This window comes from Streptomyces sp. NPDC043952, from assembly GCF_056435325.1.
This window is the reverse complement of record NZ_JBWKES010000012.1, coordinates 16,458-30,724: the sequence shown is the minus strand read 5'-3', so window position 1 is coordinate 30,724 and position 14,267 is coordinate 16,458. Positions and strand designations below refer to the sequence as shown.

Annotated in this window: 14 protein-coding genes and 6 riboswitches; of the genes, 4 read left to right on the top strand and 10 right to left on the bottom strand. The window is 70.4% G+C overall.

Annotated elements, in window-relative coordinates; translation table 11 throughout:
* Positions 1–304 precede the first annotated feature (304 nt).
* The 7 genes from AC069R_RS16255 to ettA form a co-directional block, all read right to left on the bottom strand.
* A complete protein-coding gene (locus AC069R_RS16255; protein WP_478767448.1) occupies positions 305–841 on the bottom strand; it encodes a hypothetical protein in 537 nt (178 codons plus the stop codon).
* A gap of 20 nt (positions 842–861) precedes the next feature.
* Positions 862–2,052: a DUF58 domain-containing protein gene (locus tag AC069R_RS16250; RefSeq protein WP_478767447.1), complete on the bottom strand. Its 1,191-nt coding sequence runs from the start codon at positions 2,050–2,052 to the stop codon at positions 862–864.
* A 134-nt stretch (positions 2,053–2,186) separates the two neighbouring features.
* Positions 2,187–3,188 (bottom strand): AAA family ATPase, encoded by a 1,002-nt coding sequence (locus AC069R_RS16245; protein WP_478767446.1) that lies wholly within the window; start codon positions 3,186–3,188, stop codon positions 2,187–2,189.
* Positions 3,185–3,484, bottom strand: a complete 300-nt coding sequence (locus tag AC069R_RS16240; protein WP_478767445.1) for a hypothetical protein — start codon at positions 3,482–3,484, stop codon at positions 3,185–3,187. Before AC069R_RS16240 ends, AC069R_RS16245 begins: the two co-directional genes overlap by 4 nt.
* Positions 3,485–3,693: 209 nt before the next feature.
* On the bottom strand, positions 3,694–4,551 hold the full coding sequence (locus AC069R_RS16235) for a DUF4129 domain-containing protein (RefSeq protein ID WP_478767444.1): 858 nt from the start codon (positions 4,549–4,551) through the stop codon (positions 3,694–3,696).
* 109 nt (positions 4,552–4,660) lie between these two features.
* Positions 4,661–4,724: riboswitch (Fluoride riboswitch) on the bottom strand.
* Positions 4,725–4,791: 67 nt separating this feature from the next.
* Entirely contained in the window at positions 4,792–5,145 is a 354-nt protein-coding gene (locus tag AC069R_RS16230) for a hypothetical protein (RefSeq protein WP_478767443.1), read from the bottom strand.
* A 19-nt stretch (positions 5,146–5,164) separates the two neighbouring features.
* The gene (ettA, locus tag AC069R_RS16225) at positions 5,165–6,832 is read right to left on the bottom strand and encodes an energy-dependent translational throttle protein EttA (RefSeq protein WP_478767442.1); all 1,668 of its coding nucleotides are present in this window, start codon (positions 6,830–6,832) and stop codon (positions 5,165–5,167) included.
* A 38-nt stretch (positions 6,833–6,870) separates the two neighbouring features.
* A riboswitch (Fluoride riboswitch) is annotated at positions 6,871–6,935 on the bottom strand.
* A gap of 66 nt (positions 6,936–7,001) precedes the next feature.
* A riboswitch (Fluoride riboswitch) is annotated at positions 7,002–7,077 on the top strand.
* A gap of 23 nt (positions 7,078–7,100) precedes the next feature.
* Between ettA and AC069R_RS16220 the strand changes: the two genes are divergently transcribed.
* On the top strand, positions 7,101–7,610 hold the full coding sequence (locus AC069R_RS16220; RefSeq protein WP_478767441.1) for an inorganic diphosphatase: 510 nt from the start codon (positions 7,101–7,103) through the stop codon (positions 7,608–7,610).
* Here the strand turns inward: AC069R_RS16220 and AC069R_RS16215 are convergent.
* Together AC069R_RS16215 and AC069R_RS16210 are read right to left on the bottom strand one after the other, a co-directional pair.
* Positions 7,579–9,108: a MutS-related protein gene (locus tag AC069R_RS16215; protein WP_478767440.1), complete on the bottom strand. Its 1,530-nt coding sequence runs from the start codon at positions 9,106–9,108 to the stop codon at positions 7,579–7,581. The two genes, AC069R_RS16220 and AC069R_RS16215, sit on opposite strands and share 32 nt — an antisense overlap.
* Positions 9,105–10,667: a MutS-related protein gene (locus tag AC069R_RS16210; RefSeq protein WP_478767439.1), complete on the bottom strand. Its 1,563-nt coding sequence runs from the start codon at positions 10,665–10,667 to the stop codon at positions 9,105–9,107. The genes AC069R_RS16215 and AC069R_RS16210 overlap by 4 nt, the downstream gene beginning before the upstream one ends.
* Positions 10,668–10,722: 55 nt before the next feature.
* A riboswitch (Fluoride riboswitch) is annotated at positions 10,723–10,786 on the bottom strand.
* Between the two features lie 171 nt (positions 10,787–10,957).
* On the opposite strand from AC069R_RS16210, the gene AC069R_RS16205 reads away from it, so the two are divergent.
* The gene (locus tag AC069R_RS16205) at positions 10,958–12,250 is read left to right on the top strand and encodes a PP2C family protein-serine/threonine phosphatase (RefSeq protein WP_478767438.1); all 1,293 of its coding nucleotides are present in this window, start codon (positions 10,958–10,960) and stop codon (positions 12,248–12,250) included.
* Positions 12,251–12,295: 45 nt separating this feature from the next.
* On the opposite strand, the gene AC069R_RS16200 is transcribed toward AC069R_RS16205, so the two are convergent.
* Positions 12,296–12,826: an NUDIX hydrolase gene (locus AC069R_RS16200; protein WP_478767437.1), complete on the bottom strand. Its 531-nt coding sequence runs from the start codon at positions 12,824–12,826 to the stop codon at positions 12,296–12,298.
* Between the two features lie 30 nt (positions 12,827–12,856).
* Positions 12,857–12,923, bottom strand: a riboswitch (Fluoride riboswitch).
* A 93-nt stretch (positions 12,924–13,016) separates the two neighbouring features.
* A riboswitch (Fluoride riboswitch) is annotated at positions 13,017–13,092 on the top strand.
* Between the two features lie 9 nt (positions 13,093–13,101).
* On the opposite strand from AC069R_RS16200, the gene AC069R_RS16195 reads away from it, so the two are divergent.
* Together AC069R_RS16195 and AC069R_RS16190 are read left to right on the top strand one after the other, a co-directional pair.
* A complete protein-coding gene (locus AC069R_RS16195; protein ID WP_478767436.1) occupies positions 13,102–13,419 on the top strand; it encodes a DUF2180 family protein in 318 nt (105 codons plus the stop codon).
* 183 nt (positions 13,420–13,602) lie between these two features.
* Positions 13,603–14,259, top strand: coding sequence for a phosphatase PAP2 family protein (locus AC069R_RS16190; RefSeq protein WP_478767435.1), 657 nt, complete (start codon positions 13,603–13,605; stop codon positions 14,257–14,259).
* Positions 14,260–14,267 lie beyond the last annotated feature (8 nt).

Below are 14,267 nucleotides of genomic sequence, written 5' to 3'. Positions count from 1 at the left end.
CAGCGAGCCGTCGCTCTCACGCCACCGCACAGCGGTCCACACCGCGTCGTCGGCCACGGCTCGGGCAGCCGCCTGGCCGGGGGCGTTGCGGACGAGCACGGCCACCACGGGGTGCCTCTGCACCCGCTGCCGGGCTATGTCGTTCCCCGACTGTGCCGCCGTTGCGCATCCGGCACACAGCCCGCCGACTACGGCGATGACCCACGCCGCGAGGAGCAGCCAGCTTCCACGGTGTCGCTGCGGCGCTTGAGCGGGTTACGGCGCCAGCGCCACATCACCCGACCGGGGCGAACTCCGGATTGCGTCATGGCCGCACCGTCCCGCTGTGGCCGGCGGATCCCTCACCGTGTGAGGGCTGTCGCGCACGGACCGCTTGCGTCCTCGCGCGAAGGCGGCTGGCTTGCGCCTTCGTGCCGGTCACGGCGATAGCGAAGACCAGAGCCGATGCGCCCGCGCCGACTCCGAGGAGCCAGGGGACGTGCAGGGCGGGCAGCAGCATCAAAGCTCCGCAGGCCAGCGCAACCAGCAGCGCGCCCCACACCTCGCCGCGGACAGCACCCCACCGCTCCTGCACAGCTCGTGCCTCGTGCACCGTGATGAACAGGACGATGCCCATGGAGGTCAACACGGCCCATTGGGTGCTGAGGTGTCCACCGGGAACCAGAGCGCACAGCGACAGAGCCAGGATCGCGGTGATCGGCACGCCACTGGCCCGGCGCCCCTTCCGTAGCTCGGCGCCGATGAGGAGCAGGGATCCCGCCGCCAGGCACGGGATGGCCCAGAACCAGGGCAGCCCGGCTGTGGCGCACGCCAGGAGACCGGCGCCCACGACGCTGCCCACAACGGCACGTTGCCTCGGTGTCATGGCGTTCGCCCCCCAACGCCGACCGGGCGTCGCAGCAGCGGGACGAACGCCTCGTCGAGCGATGTTGTCCCCTGCCAGGGCAGGACCGGGATGCCCCAGCGGCCGAGTTCGAACCGGCCCGCCTCTCGATCCAAGTGCCACCACCGCACGGCGAGTTGCCCCACGCGGTCGCGGCGGACGACAGAGGGTTCAGCGCTGAGTACGTCGACGATGACGACCGGGTGACGTCGACGACGCAGCTCCAGTGCGGTCATCCGCGCACGCTCGTCGAGCATCGGACTGAACAGGACCGCGAGGGCACCCGGTGGCAGAACCGTGCGGGGCAGGCGCGACACGTCCGGGTCGACGTAACTGTCGTCCAGGCGGACGTCGAGGACGGCATCGGCGATCCGCTGCAGCTGGTGGTCGCCGATGCCCGGGGCGAGACCGCGCAGACGGCCACCGACGGCCACCACGCCGACACGGTCACCAGCGCGCAGATGCGCACGGGCCAGACCGGAGGCGGCCCGTACGGAAACATCCAGACTGTCGCGGCCGACCGGCCCGACGCGAAGGAACGCGTCGAGGAGAAGGATCAGATCGAAGGAGCGCTCGTCCCGCCGTGTGGTGACGAACAGGGACTGTCTGCGGGCACTGGCAGGCCAGTTGACCTGCCGCGGGCGGTCGCCGGGCTGGTAGGGGCGCAATCCGTCGAATTCGGTGCCGTCTCCGGCAGCGTGGGCCGGGTGACCGCCGGTGCGGCGCGGAAGGGAGGCCGGTTGCGGGCCGCGAGCCACGACGACGGGCAACGGCAGAACGGCCAGTTCGACCGCCGGGCAGGCAAGGCGGACTTGATGGAGTCCGCCCGGGGCGCGGACGCACAGCGTGGCGGGACCCACCGTCCACCGTCCCCACTGCCCCGGCCGGAGACACCACTGCAGCCGGTGCTCGCGTGCCGCGGGACGGGGCGCCGCGGGTCTTTTGATCACGAGTGTCCGGGGCGGAAGGGGCAGGGCGGCCGAGACGACGTCGAGGTCGTCGTCCGCGCGCACGGTGAGGGTTATCTGGACGGTGTCGCCCTCGCTGCAGCGGTATGTGTCTGCTTCGACGTCCACGGTCAGCTCGCCGGGGTGGGAGCGGGGCGCTGCGGCGAGCCACCACAGCAGCGGCCCGGCGACGATGAGGAGTTGTGCCCGGCCGACGATCACTGTGGCTGCCAGGGACAGCAGGGCCAGCAGGGACAGGGTCCTGAAGAGGGGTGTGGGCTCCCACTGGATGCTCGTCTCCTGGCCCGGGTCCGGTGCCTGCGGTCCCGCACCGGCACGGTGGCCATGCAGCCTCGTCATGACGTACTCCCGGCCCGGTGGGTGGGGTGTGGGTCGGGGACGGGGACCGTGCGCAGTACGTCGGCGATGACGTCGTCGCCGCTGAGTCTGCGGACCCATAGTTCGGGCCTGAGCACGATGCGGTGAGCGAGCGCGGGCACGGCGACCGACTTCACGTCGTCCGCCGTGACGAAGTCGCGCCCCTCCAGGAGAGCTTGGCCACGGGCCATTTGAAGGAGGGCGAGGGAGGCACGCGGGCTCGCCCCGACGGCACACTGGGCATGCGCACGCGTGGCGGACGCCAACGCCACGACGTAGTCGACGAGATCGGGCTCGACCTCGACCTGTTCGATCGCCCGGCGCATGGCGACCACTCCGGCCGCGTCGACAACCTGCCCCACCATCGGCGGACCGGGATCAGCTCGGCGCAGACGGCGGTTCAGCAGCTCCGCCTCGTCTTGGGTGTCGGGATAGCCGATGCGGACCCGAGCGATGAAGCGGTCCAACTGCGCCTCCGGCAACGGATAGGTGCCCTCGAACTCGATGGGGTTGTCCGTGGCCAGCACGATGAAGGGCACGGGCAGCGGCCGGGTCTCGCCGTCACTGCTGACTTGGTGCTCGGACATCGCTTCCAAGAGGGCCGCTTGCGTCTTGGGCGGCGTGCGGTTGATCTCGTCAGCGAGCAGCAGCTGGGTGAAGACGGGCCCGGGACGGAAGGCGAGTTCGCCGGTGCGCGGGTCGTAGACGGGGGCGCCGGTGAGGTCAGCGGGCAGCAGGTCCGGAGTGAACTGCATCCGGGTGAAGCCCAGACCCAGCGCGGTGGCGAAGGAGCGGGCCGCCAGCGTCTTGCCCAGCCCGGGCAGGTCCTCGAGAAGAACATGCCCGGAGGCCAGGATGCCGAGCAGGATCAGCCGCAGGGCCCGGCGCTTGCCGACAACCGCGCGCTCGACCTCGTCGAGAACCCTCGCCGCGAGCGTCGCGCACTGCGGTACGTCCAGTTCGGTGCCGACGACGGTCACAGGTCCTCCAGGCGGTCGATGAGCCGGGCCACGGTGGCCAGCGGGACGGCAGGCGCAAAGGAGTCGTCGCTGCGCGGACGGCCCGGTTCGGCCAGGGCCCACAGGTCATCGCCGAGCAGAGCGCGGGCCGCGTCAGGACGGGAGAGGGGGTCGACTCCGCACCGGGCGCTGATCAGGGCGGCGGCGAGACGCTCCAGTTCAGGGCGGGTCGTGTGGTCGAAGTGGCGCCTCGACACCTGCCCCCACGACAGGGCGTTGGACAGCTTGCGGTAGCGGCGAAACGGAGCGTCCGCCACGGGAACGCCCCCGTGCGGCAACGGAAGTTCCGGCATCGGCGCGGGGACGTACACAACGCGGACGACAGCCATTGCCGCGACCGCGGCGACGACCGCGGCGACGAGGAGTCCCGTCGGTCCGCCGGCCATCCATCCGCCGGCACCGGCAGCGGCCAGCGCGCAGCAGGCCGTCGCGCCCCGCACCGTGCACCGAGGGAACCGGAAGCTCGTCATGCCGGTTCACCTCCCGCAGTCCCCGACCCGCCAGGGCGGGAGCCGCGGAGGTGCACGGCGGCACCGGCCTGCTGTGCCTCGATCTGCTCGCCGAGAGTGATGGTGTGGCTGCTGTACCGGGCGCGGGCGAACAGGTCAGCCAGGCGACGGAACTGGGCACCGCCTTGGCCCAGCCGGTCCGCCCGCCCCAGAAACTCCGCGGGCGTCTCACTGGGATCACGCCGCAACTGTCCCGCCAACTTGTCTTCCACCGCCAGGTACTGGGCGATGACCTGAGACCTCGGATCGCTGCCGAGGATCAGCCGGCCGACACCCGCACCGCCGTGAGCCGCCGGCGAACTGAGGGGCGCCGGGGACGTCTGCGACCGATGCCGCGCCCGGCGCACCAGGAGCAGCACGGTGACCGTCACGACCAGGACGATCCCGCCAGCCGCGAGCCACCACCACGTCCCATCGGGCGTGGTGCCCGGCCCGACTGGTCGGGTTCTCGGCCTCGGGGAGTCAACCCCGGAGACCGGCTCCGCGCCCCCACCCGTGGACGTCGCACGGATCGCGAGCACCACCGCCGACCCCATGAGCCCCAGCAGCAGGACGACCGCACCGAGCGCCCAGAGCCGCGAGGCCACCCCACCGGGCGGCTCGTACAGCGCCTGCGGTGGCTCGGCGTCCCCACGCCGTCGCCTCCGGCGCGCACGCCGCCAGAACGGAAGAAGCAGCAGTGCGCTCAGCAGCACGCCGGCCGACAGTACGACTGCACCCACCACCGGACCGGCCCAGCCGCCGTGGACGACAGGATGAGCGGTGGAGTCCAACTGCCCCGCGGCACGTGCCCGTACGCCGAGCGCGGCGATCACCAGCAGGACCAGAACCCCTGTGCATCGCGCCCAGCGGGCGCCGGCACGCCCGGATGCCAGCCGAGTAGGGACAGCGGTACCTCACGCACAGGGCCCTCCGGCAGGTCGGAGTTCGCCAGGGACCGTCAGCGGGGGAATCCGCGGTTGAGGTGAGCCCCATCACCTGTGCGTACCACTTCCAGGGTCGACGAAGTGCCGGTGACCGTCAAACGACCGTCACGCTGCGACACCACGTGACCCTCAGACGGGCACCGGTCTCACGCGGCGCCGGTGCAGCCGCGCCCGTCGGGCCAGAGCCCGCGCGGCGGCGTTGGGGGTCCGGTAGGTGCCGATGTCGTGCGCTGTCGCAGTCGGTGTGGCGACCCAGCGGGTGCCGCGGTCGTCGTGGTGCCGGCGGACCCGGCCGAGCAGGACTCCGTCGCAGGCGACGATCTGGATCACGTCGTGGCCGGGGAACAGCGGCGTGCACGCGAGCCCCCGGACCTGCGCCATCCGGTGGGCGGCTTCCTCCTCGCAGATGTGCCACTTGGCGTTGATGACGATGAGCCGGGCGGCGCGGACGATCGCCGTCGCATCCTGGTCGAGGTAGGTCATGGCGGGCTCCCTGCGGCGATCAGTCCCGGGCCAGCCGGCGGTGGGTGACGCGGTGGGGGCGGGCTGCCTCGGCGCCGAGCCGTTCGATCTTGTTGGCCTCGTAGTCGGCGAAGTTGCCCTCGAACCAGAACCACTGGGAGCCGCCTTCCCACGCCAGGATGTGCGTGGCGACACGGTCGAGGAACCACCGGTCGTGCGCGGTGATCACGGCGCAACCGGGGAACGCGAGGAGGGCGCTCTCCAAGGAGGCGAGCGTCTCGACGTCGAGGTCGTTCGTGGGCTCGTCCAGCAGCAACAGGTTGCCGCCCTGCTGGAGGGTGAGAGCGAGGTTGAGGCGGTTGCGCTCGCCGCCCGACATGACCCCCACCCGTTTTTGCTGGTCGGCGCCTTTGAAGCCGAAGGTGGCGATGTAGGCGCGGGAGGGGACCTCGACCTCACCGATCTGCAGGTGGTCCTGGCCGCCGGAGATGGCTTCCCATACCGTCTTGGCCGGGTCGAGCCCGGCGCGGTTCTGGTCCGCGTACGAGATCTTGACGGTGTCACCGAGCCGGAGCGCGCCCGCGTCGGGGGGCTCCTGGCCGGTGATCATCTTGAAGAGCGTCGTCTTGCCGACGCCGTTGGGTCCCAGGACGCCGACCAGGCCGCCGCGCGGCAGGGAGAAGGACAGGTCCGTCATCAGCTGCCGCTCGCCGAAGCCCTTGGTGAGGTGCTCGGCCTCCAGGACCAGGGCGCCCAGGCGCGGTCCGGGCGGGATCTGGATCTCCTCGAAATCGAGCTTCCGGGTGCGGGCCGCCTCGTCGGCGAGTTCCGTGTACCGCTGGAGGCGGGCCTTGGACGTGGCCTGCCGGCCTTTCGCCCCCGAGCGGACCCAGGCAAGCTCCTCGGCCAGGCGCTTCTGGCGTTTGGCGTCTCTGCGGCCCTCGACCTGGAGCCGGGCGGCCTTGGTCTCCAGGTACGTCGAGTAGTTGCCCTCGTACGGGTAGGCGTGGCCGCGGTCGATCTCCAGGATCCACTGGGCGACGTTGTCGAGGAAGTACCGGTCGTGGGTGACGGCGACGACGGTGCCCGGGTAGTCGGCGAGGTGCTGTTCCAGCCAGGCGACGGACTCGGCGTCCAAGTGGTTCGTGGGCTCGTCCAGGAGCAGGAGATCGGGCTGGGAGAGCAGGAGCCGGCACAGCGCGACCCGGCGCCGCTCACCTCCCGACAGATCAGACACCAGGGCATCGGGAGGCGGGCAGCGCAAGGCGTCCATCGCCTGCTCCAGGCGGGAGTCCAGGTCCCAGGCCCCGGCGTGGTCCAACATCTCCTGCAGAGCCCCGAGTTCGTCGAGCATTTCCTGCTGGCGCGTGGGGTTCGCGTCCGCGAGCTGCGTGGTGACGTCCTCGTAGCGAGCGAGCCCCTCGCGCAGCGCGGCAACGCCTTCGTCGACGCTGCCCTGCACCGTGGCGGACTCGTTCAGCCGGGGCTCCTGCTCCAGGATGCCGACGCTGATGTCCGGGGCGGGAAACGCGTCGCCGTCGGTGGGGCGTTCCAGTCCGGCCATGATCCGCAGGACGGTCGACTTGCCCATACCGTTCGGTCCGACCACGCCGATCTTCGCGCCGGGCAGGAACCCGAGGGTGACGTCATCAAGGATGATCTTGCCGCCGTGGGCCATGCGGGCCTTGCGCATCGTGTACGCGTACATCCGTGCGCCTCCGTAGCCGGGCCGCCAATCGGCGGCTTTCGCTCACAGAGGCCATCAGCACGGTCGCGTGCGGTCAAGGGCGAGCCTCATCGCCCAACACGCCCATGGTGCGCCCCGCGGCACCGATCGCGCCAGTCGGTGTCCGCCCCGTGCATCGGGGGAACACTGAAGGTGATCGGGCGATGAGGCTCGCCCTCGAAATGCACCTCCGGTCCTCCGGCCGTGCTGATGGCCTCTGTGTGACACAGCGACCACGGAGGTGAGGGCCATGGAGTGCACGATCACGGTGACGGCAACGGTGGGTTCGCCGTTCGCACCGAAGGACGGAACCGACAGCTCGGCGCTCGTCGGCACCGGCTCGACTGGCGTCACCGGCTACCCCGTGGGCCACGGCCCCGTCGAGGACACCGCCGACAATCACGGACAACCAGTGACCGCCCTCCTTTTGATGCCTGAACCAGCCCTGCCCGGCGGCACGTTGACGGCTCGCCCGGTCGCCGTGCTGCATGCATCCGCACCCGGCCGGGCGCAGGCCGTGGTGGTCTGTGTGCCGGCCCACGACGCGCATTTCGCCACGCTCACGGATCTCGATGCGCTGCGTTTCTGGCAGGTCGACGAGCAGTCGGCTGCCCTCGTGCTGCGACGTCTCGACCGCGGGCACAGCATCATGTGGTCCGTGACCCGGATCGAGGGCGCGGAGCCGGCCGCCGCGTACCTGGTGGCGGCAAGGGCCCGCTACCGGCAGGTCACAGGTGCTCCGGCACCGGAGTTCCGGTAGCGGCGTCGGACAGCCCGAAGACCTGCTCGTAGAGGTCCTCGCCGAAGCCGGTGGGCAGCGGCTTGCCGACCTCCAGACGGAACGTGCGGGCCCCGTCCGCCCGGCGCGGAGCGCGCAGGAACAGTGCGCCTTCGTCGGGCGGGTCGCGGTGCAGGCTCTGCGCGAAGTCGTACAGGTGTGTCACGAGGACGATCTTGACGCCCGCCTCGATCAGGGCACGGGTGACCTGCCGGCTGATCTCGGAGCCTTCGCGTTCGTTGGTCGACGCGAACGACTCGTTGAACAGCACGAGGGCGCCCGGGCTCACCAAGTTCGCGATGTCGCTCATGCGGGCCAGTTCCTCGTCGAGCTTGCCGCTCTCCATCTCGCTGTCCTCCTCGCGGCGGAAGTGCGTGAACATCCGGGTCCGCACGTCGGCGCGGAAGAGGGCGGCGGACACGAACATCCCGGCCTGCATCATCAGCTGCGCGAGACCCACACTGCGCAGGAAGGTCGACTTCCCGCCTTCGTTCGCGCCCGTGATGACGACTAGGGCACTGGCGCCGGCGTCGATGTCGTTGCCGACGACCCGATCCTGGCTGCGCAGGCTCAGACATGTGTCGTACAGGCCCCGGCATTCCAGGCACGTGTCGCCCACGGGCTGCGGTGAGGGGAAGCACCAGGGCTCGTCTCGGTCGGCGAGGGGGCGGTGAAGGTTCAAACAGGCGATGTAGAAGCCGAGTTCGCGGCGCAGCAGGGTGAAGAAGCTGAGGATGTGATCGCTGGACCGGGCCAGGGCGTCGGCGGCCAGGTTCAGGCCGCGGTCGCGCAGTTCGCCAAGGGCCCTGGCCCCGTTCTCGTCGCGGTCGGGCAGCCGGTAGGTCTGCGAGGGCGGGCCTCCCCCGGTAAGGCGTTCGCGCCAGGTGGGCGGTGGTCCCGGTCGGCGCAGGACGTAGTGAACTCCCTTGCATCCGGCTCCGAGTTCGGCGCTGACCAGCACGCCGCGCTTGAAGCGCAGGCGGCGCAGATGGTCGTCGAGCAGCTCGAAGTAGGCGTCGTCGAGTTCGGTCGCCAGCATGTCGAAGAGCCGCACCAGGGCCGGTGCGGTGACGGCGCCGGCGTACTGCTCGGTGAGTTGACGCAGCGCGGGCAGCTGCCGGGAGTACAGCTCCATGGCTTCCACGGCCCGGTGCATGATCGAGTCGGGGCTGCGCAGGAAGGTCGGCCAGATGCGGTGCTCGGCCTCGATGGTCTCGACCACCAGACCGTACATCTGGGTGGCCAGGTCCGGGTGGGCGAGGAAGTCCTGAAGGACGCGCTGTCGGTGAACGATCTCCTTGGGGGAGGTCAGCGGGGTCACCAGGACGCGCTCGGCGACCTGGCGCAGGAAGGCGTCGCCGTCGGCCATCGTGTCGTACAGCGTGTCCAGGCCGAGGTCACGGGCCAGATCGGCGGCCTCGGGCGGGAGCGGAGCGTCCCAGTCGAGGTCCTGGTCCGCGTAGAGCAGGTGGGCCTTCACGACGCGGTCCTTTCGCCGGCGGCGCGGGCACTGATGCGCCGGGTGAGCCGGTCGTAGGTGAGGCCGTACTTGTCGGCGATGGCGAGCGCGTGGGAGAGCCCGTCGGCGCGGCGGCGCACGATGCGGAATGTCCGCTCGGCGGGGTTGTCGGGCACGACCGTGCTGGTCATGCTCACGGTGGCGGGGCCGAGCCGGGAGAGCTCGTCGACGAACGTGACGCACAGGCACAGCAGATCCCGATCGATGATCTGCTCCAGGACGCGGGTGCCGAGCAGGAGCGCGTCGTCGAGGGTGGTGGAGGTGAAGACCTCGTTCATGATGACGAGGCTGCGCGGTGTGGCCCGCTGGAGGATCGCGTGGACACGGTCCAGGTCGTCGTGGAGTTTCCCGGAGAGGTCCTTGAGGTTCTCGCCGCGCTCGAAGTGGGTGAACAGCTCGTCGCACAGGAACAGGCGGGCCTCCGTGCCGGGGACGGGGCAGCCGAGGGCGGCGAGGTGGTGCATCTGGCCTACGGCGCGGGCGAAGGTGGTCTTGCCACCCTGGTTGGGGCCGGAGACGACCAGGACCCGCTCGGCGCCGGCCAGGTGGAAGTCGTTGGTGATCACCGGCTCGCGGGCCTCGACGAGCTTGTCGGCCAGCGCCAGGTCGAACATCTCGCGTGCCGCGATCTCCTTTGATGCGGCGGAGAGTTGGGGATGGCAGAACGGCAGACCGGCCGTCTGCAGTGGGCCCATGACGTCCCGGTAGGCGAGATAGAACTGGATCTCGCGGTCGAAGGCGGTGACCACGTCGTCGACGTGGTCACGGTGTTGAGTGCAGAAGGCGTCGAGCGCGGCGAACTCCTCGGAGAACAGGAGCGCCACGCGGTCCAGGACGGCTTCCTCGACGTGGTTCATGTCCACGAAGTTCTTGTACGACACCAGGTAGCTCTTGGCCTCCTCCTGCTTGAACTTCTCGAACGCAGCCAGCACTTCGGCCCCGTAGTCGTCCTCATCGGCGTACCGGGTGACCGTGACCTTGCCGCCGCCGATGTTCATGCAGTACCGCACGGAATCGAGCGCGGCCTGGACCTGCTCGATGTCCGACGTCAGGCGTGCGAAGGACGGCGCCGTCACGTAGTCGGCGAGGTACTCCCGCAAGCGGCGCAGCGCCTGGGACGCCGGATCCGTCTCGGCGAGAACGTGCTGAAGTCCGGCGACCGTCCGCCGATAGGTGTCGGCCGCGGCCAGGAACCAGCTCGCCTGCTGATAGCGGTGGCGCAGCTGCGACGCCCGGGTGCGCTGGGCACGCATGTCACGCATCGACGAGGCGAACTCCGCCACGCCCTGAGCCACGTCCGGATCGTCCAGATCGCGGAAGACTTCATGCCGGTAGACGATCGTGGCCGGGCTGCGCAGTCGGGCGTGGAAGAACGGGGCGAGATCGTACGCCTCTCGCCCCGCCGTCAGATCGGCGACGACCTGGTCGAGATTGAGATCGGCGAAGTAGTCGGGTTCACCCACCTTCGAGGCGGTGGCCTGATCCTCCGGCTCGGTGAACAGCACACTCAGGAACGGCAAGACGCCAGCACCTCCCGGCTCGTCGCGAACGACGGCCGGCGCCGAAGCGACGTACCGTCGAGCAGAGGCCATCAGCACGGGATGTGCGGTCAAGGGCGAGCCTCATCGCCCGTGCCTCCATAGTGCGCCATTCCCGCCGCCTGCCGCCAGATGTGGCAGTGGTGCACCGCAACCCTCCGCACGAGGATTACGCTCCGCGAGCGAGCGGAAACAATCCGGGACGCTTGGGGCCCATGTGCGGCAACAGGTTTGTACGGCAGGGCGCAGGCCCTCGTCGGGAAGAGGGAAGGATGAAGCGGGATACCCGGCGGTCGACCGGTGCGGGGCCGCTGTCCGCGGCGGTCGCCGCGACCCGGCTGCGGCTGCTCGCCGAGGCCAGCCGAGCCCTGGCCTCCGGCCTCGACGCCGGAGAGGCGCTGTGCCGACTGGCCCGCCTCGTCGTCCCCCACCTGGCCGACGCCTGCATCGTCGACGTGCTCGACGGCGAGGGGCTGCGCCGACTGACCGTCACCGACCGCGACGCCGATCGCGCACTCCGTGTCCTGCCCGGGGGCACCCTGCCCGACCACCAGGGCTCGAATGCGGCCCTGGCCAAGGTGCTGCGCAGCACCGAACCAGCAGTTTTGGCCGAGATCCCCGCGCCGGACCCCGGTGACGCACTGCAGGCCGCCCAGTGGGCGCTCTACCGCACGCTCGGCGCTGGCAATGCGCTCATCGTGCCCATGCGCGTACGCCGCCAGGCGCTCGGCGCGCTCACCTTCGTCAGGCACGCGCCGGCGCTTCCCTTCGACGAGCAGGAGCAGGCCATCGCCGCCGACCTCGGGCACCGCGCCGGCCTCGCACTGGACAACGCACGCCTGTACGCGCTGCAACGTCACACCGCCGAACAGCTTCAGCTCTCGCTCCTGCCCGATCTCACGGGACTCGGTTCGCTGCAGCTGGCGGCCCGTTACGTCGCCGCTCGCGAACGCGCCGAGGTCGGCGGCGACTGGTACGACGCCTTCCCGCTGCCCGACGGCTCGGCGACCCTGGCGATCGGCGACGTGGTCGGCCACGACCTCGCCGCCGCCGTCCGCATGAGCCAGCTGCGCAACATGCTGCGCGCCCTCGCCTACGACGACGGCGACGACCCGGCGAACGTCATGAGCCGCTTGGACGCCGTGATGCAGGGCCTGACCAGTATCGAGCTGGTCACCGCCGTCATTGCCCGCATCGACATGCCCACCGGCCGACCATGGCGGCTGCGATGGACCAACGCCGGGCACCTGCCTCCACTGCTGGCTCAACCCGACGGCCGCATCACCCTGTTGGAAGGCGGCCACGCACCCATTCTCGGCGTCGACCCGGCGCTCCACCGCGACACGGCGAGCTTCGACCTTCCCTCCGGCGCCACGCTGCTGCTCTACACCGACGGGCTCATCGAACGCCCCGGCGAGGACATCGGCCGTGGCCTGACCCGGCTACGTCAGCATGCCGCGGCCCTCGCCCGCGAACCGCTCGCCGTCTTCCGCGACGAGCTGCTCCGGAGGCTGATCGACAGCCAGCACGACGACATCGCCGTCCTGGCCTTGCGTGTCCCGTAAGCGCGGCAACAAGAGGCGCCGCACGGACATCGGCGCGAGCCCGTGTCACTCCTGCGCCGCCGCGGGGTCATGGGAGGGGCGGTGGAAGAGGTCTTTAAGGGTTCGCCTGCTGTGGGCTCCATTGCCCGGGCGCCAAAGGTTTCCCAGGTACGGGGCATACCGTCGTGCCCCGTGCTGGTAGAAGCCGGGCAAGTGCCCGGCAAGAGGCGGCTTCAGATCCAGGTCCTGCAGGCGCGAGAACGGTACGAACTGCGGTTCCATCCCCTCCTCTTGCTGCGTGGCCTGCCGGCCGTGGAGCACGCGATCAATCGCGAACACCAGGTCCACCGTCCGCTGGTGGGTCTGAGGATCGACCGCCTCAAGGACGAACGCGACGCGCGACGGCTCGAGAGCCAGACCGGTCTCTTCGCGCAGCTCCCGGCGTGCGCAGGCAAGCATGCTCTCCGCAGGTCTGGGGGTGCCTCCGGGCAAAACCCAGTCGCTCGGGTCCTGGGCGGTGCGGTGCACAAGCAGTACGGCCTGCCCTTGGAACACGATCGTCGAGCACCTCAGAACCCGCTCGTCATCCATGCCCATGCCAGCCTCCTCAGCTCATACGTCATCCGTTGCTGGGTAGAGGCCATCAGCAGGAAGCGCGCCTGCGGTTGCGGCGAGCCTCATCGCCGTACATACGCTTCCTTCATTGTGCGAAGGCCGGACGCGCTTGAGCAACCACGGCCAGCAGGTGCTGTGCGTGGGCTTGACCGATGGGGCCGGGGCCGCTTCACTCAATATCGGCGATGGATCCCGCCTGGACTTCGGTCCGAACCGCCTCCCCCCGGGCTGATGGTTCCTGACACTGTCAGGAACGCATGCCCGCAGGAGGGACGCGACGTGTCTGCCACACCGCTTTTGAAGGCGATTCCGACTACGCCGCCCTTGTCGGCCACCTCTTGCTGGTCACACCGGATTCGGGGCGGGGTGGCGTGGTGAACTGCTTCGACTGCCTGGAGACCCCCACGGCCGCGGTCGCCGTATGCCAGCTGTGCGGTGGCGGGATCTGCCGACAGCACTCACACGAGCGGTCCCAGGCGCTTCATGTGCCCAACGGCATGGGCGTGGCGACCAGGCCGCGTGCTGCGCGCCGGCTGCTGTGCGGTACCTGCTCGGCCGCAGAACGCAGCCGATGAGCGGGCCCCTCAGCGGCCCGAACCGAACGGGCCGGAGCCGTGCCCTGGCGGACTCCCACGGTGTTCGGCCTGACGTCCTGCCGATTGTGAGTCCCTCCGAGGCGGCGCCCCTCGCGCCTCTCGGCCGCGCGGCAGGGCAGTGTTGAGGGTGCGCCAGCCCAGGGGAGGGCGCACCCTCAACCCATGACGATCAAAGCCCCGCGGGTTCGTTGCCCCGGCTCAGTGGGACGGGACGCCACGGTGGCACCGTCGGTCCGGCGGTGCTGGGACGCGCGTGCCGGAGCTGTATCTGCGGTGCTGGGTTTCGCCGCCTTGACCTTGGCCGTACGACAGGAAACGGCACTCGTGCCCTTCGATCGGCGGATGGCCGGACCTGCCACGTGCTCTCGGACCGGCCAGAGAGCCTGGCGTGCCATCACCGCTCTGGGGTCGCGCCCGGTCGCATACACTGCCGTGGCAGTGAGGTACGTCTTGCCGCCGTCCGGATCGGGGGCTTCGCTCGGCGAACGGTGTCGGCCGATCGCGATACTGGCCGCGGCAGACGTGACCCGCACCGGCATCTGCCAGCTCGTCCGGCGTCCCCGGCCACCGGAAGCAGGGCAGCTCACACCGTGCCACGGACCGAGCTTCCCCTCCCGACATGCATCGACTGCCTATCTCGCTGCCGCCCTGACCACACAGTCCGAAGCCGCGGCCGGCATCATCGCTGGCGCGGTCGCCCTGAGCCGTGTCCGGCTGCGAGCTCACTGGGCCAGCGACGTCCTCGGAGGGCTCCTGTTCGGCTACGGCTGGCTGGAGACCGCACGCCTTGTGGCGCAGATCCCCGCCTCACGCCCCTGAGCCCAACG

Coding starts and splice junctions, on each gene's coding strand:
- AC069R_RS16220 (WP_478767441.1), top strand. CDS start 7,101: ATGGAGTGCACGATCACGGTGACGGCAACGGTGGGTTCGCCGTTCGCA.
- AC069R_RS16205 (WP_478767438.1), top strand. CDS start 10,958: ATGAAGCGGGATACCCGGCGGTCGACCGGTGCGGGGCCGCTGTCCGCG.
- AC069R_RS16200 (WP_478767437.1), bottom strand. CDS start 12,826: ATGGGCATGGATGACGAGCGGGTTCTGAGGTGCTCGACGATCGTGTTC.
- ettA (WP_478767442.1), bottom strand. CDS start 6,832: ATGTACGCGTACACGATGCGCAAGGCCCGCATGGCCCACGGCGGCAAG.
- AC069R_RS16190 (WP_478767435.1), top strand. CDS start 13,603: ATGACGATCAAAGCCCCGCGGGTTCGTTGCCCCGGCTCAGTGGGACGG.
- AC069R_RS16230 (WP_478767443.1), bottom strand. CDS start 5,145: ATGACCTACCTCGACCAGGATGCGACGGCGATCGTCCGCGCCGCCCGG.
- AC069R_RS16195 (WP_478767436.1), top strand. CDS start 13,102: ATGCCCGCAGGAGGGACGCGACGTGTCTGCCACACCGCTTTTGAAGGC.